This is a genomic window from Flavobacterium rhamnosiphilum, from assembly GCF_004349195.1.
GTDB lineage: Bacteria > Bacteroidota > Bacteroidia > Flavobacteriales > Flavobacteriaceae > Flavobacterium > Flavobacterium rhamnosiphilum.
Genome location: NZ_SMLG01000036.1, coordinates 1 through 1,387 on the forward strand (window position 1 = coordinate 1; position 1,387 = coordinate 1,387).

The following is a 1,387-nucleotide window of genomic DNA, read 5'->3' on the forward strand; positions in this document are numbered from 1 at the left end:
TGTCTAGTCCTGAAAAAGTGATACAGGATTAATAAAAAATAAAAGTACAATTTTTAGACAGTAGTAAGCTTAGGTTTGCTACTGTTTTTTGTTTTATAAGTTCTCATTTTAATTTGATTTTGGATGTGCATTTGATTCGGAGTAAGCATGTAATTTGAATAATGAGGTCTAAAGTCATTGTAAATATTGATAGCTTCCTTAACAACTCGTTTCATAATTTCTGCTTTTTGATTGTATTTGTCAATCATAAATTCTTGTTTCAAAATACCATTAATCCTTTCTGCAACCGCATTTTCATAAGGATCCGAGTTTTGGGTCATACTGCATACAACATTGTCTTTGTTGAGTTCTTTTTGATATTCATTGGAGCAATATTGAATCCCTCTATCTGAATGATGAATTAGCGGTAAGTTTTTGTTTTTTCTTTGTTTGAGTGCCATTTTCAATGCCTTTAGACTGCTTTCGGTATTCATATTGTCGGTAACATAATATCCCATAATTTTTTTAGAATAAGCATCTGTAACTAAACTTAAATAGCATGGATTATCTCTTTTTCCGATGTATGTTATGTCGGATGCCCAAACTTGTTCGGGTCTATTTATTTTTAAATCTAAAATTCGATTTTGATGTTTTCTAAAACGATGATGGGAGTTGGTTGTCACATGATAACTGCGTTTGGGTTGTATCAATAAATGATTCGCTCTGAGTATATCAAAGAACTTATCTCTTCCAATATTTATCAGTTGAAGTTTATCCGACAAAAGATAATATAGTTTTCGAGTACCTATTCTAGGCATTGTTTTTCTTATATCATCAACCATTGAAATCACTTCTTTGGCTTTATTTTGTTTTGATACTTTTCTTCTGATTTTTCGATAATAAACCTGTCTGTCTATCCCGAACAAATAACAGGTAAACGCTATTGTTTTTTGTTCTTTTTCTCTAAAATAGTCGATTGTTCGGGTGGAGAGTTTTTTCGTATATCGATATGATATTCTTTCTCTGCAAGGTCTATCATCATATCAAACAGAATGGCTTTTTTATCACCAACATACGCTTGTCGTTCCAAAAGAGCCTTTTGTTTTTCTAATAACTTGACTTGGGCTTCAAGTTCCATTATCTTTTGTTCTGGTGATTTCGGCATATTTGATGGTCTTTGGTTTTCCCAATCAAAATTACCAAATTTTCGTAACCATTCTACAACAGTTTTTCTACACTGAATACCATATTTCTTGGTAGCTTCTGTTGCTGTGAGTTGTCCTTGTTCTATTTCTTGAACAATTTGTAATTTAAAAGACATCGAATAGTCTTTTTGAGTCCGCTTTACATAATTAAGGTTTTCTTCCATAACGAAGGTTTTTGTGTATCGCTATTTCAGGACGGGACA

Annotated in this window: 2 protein-coding genes; both read right to left on the reverse strand. The window is 32.0% G+C overall.

The window, feature by feature from the left end; all coding sequences use genetic code 11:
* Positions 1–53: 53 nt before the first annotated feature.
* Positions 54–905, reverse strand: a complete 852-nt coding sequence (locus tag E0I26_RS16400; RefSeq protein WP_205728811.1) for an IS3 family transposase — start codon at positions 903–905, stop codon at positions 54–56.
* 14 nt (positions 906–919) lie between these two features.
* A complete protein-coding gene (locus E0I26_RS16570) occupies positions 920–1,348 on the reverse strand; it encodes a helix-turn-helix domain-containing protein (protein ID WP_205728812.1) in 429 nt (142 codons plus the stop codon).
* Positions 1,349–1,387 lie beyond the last annotated feature (39 nt).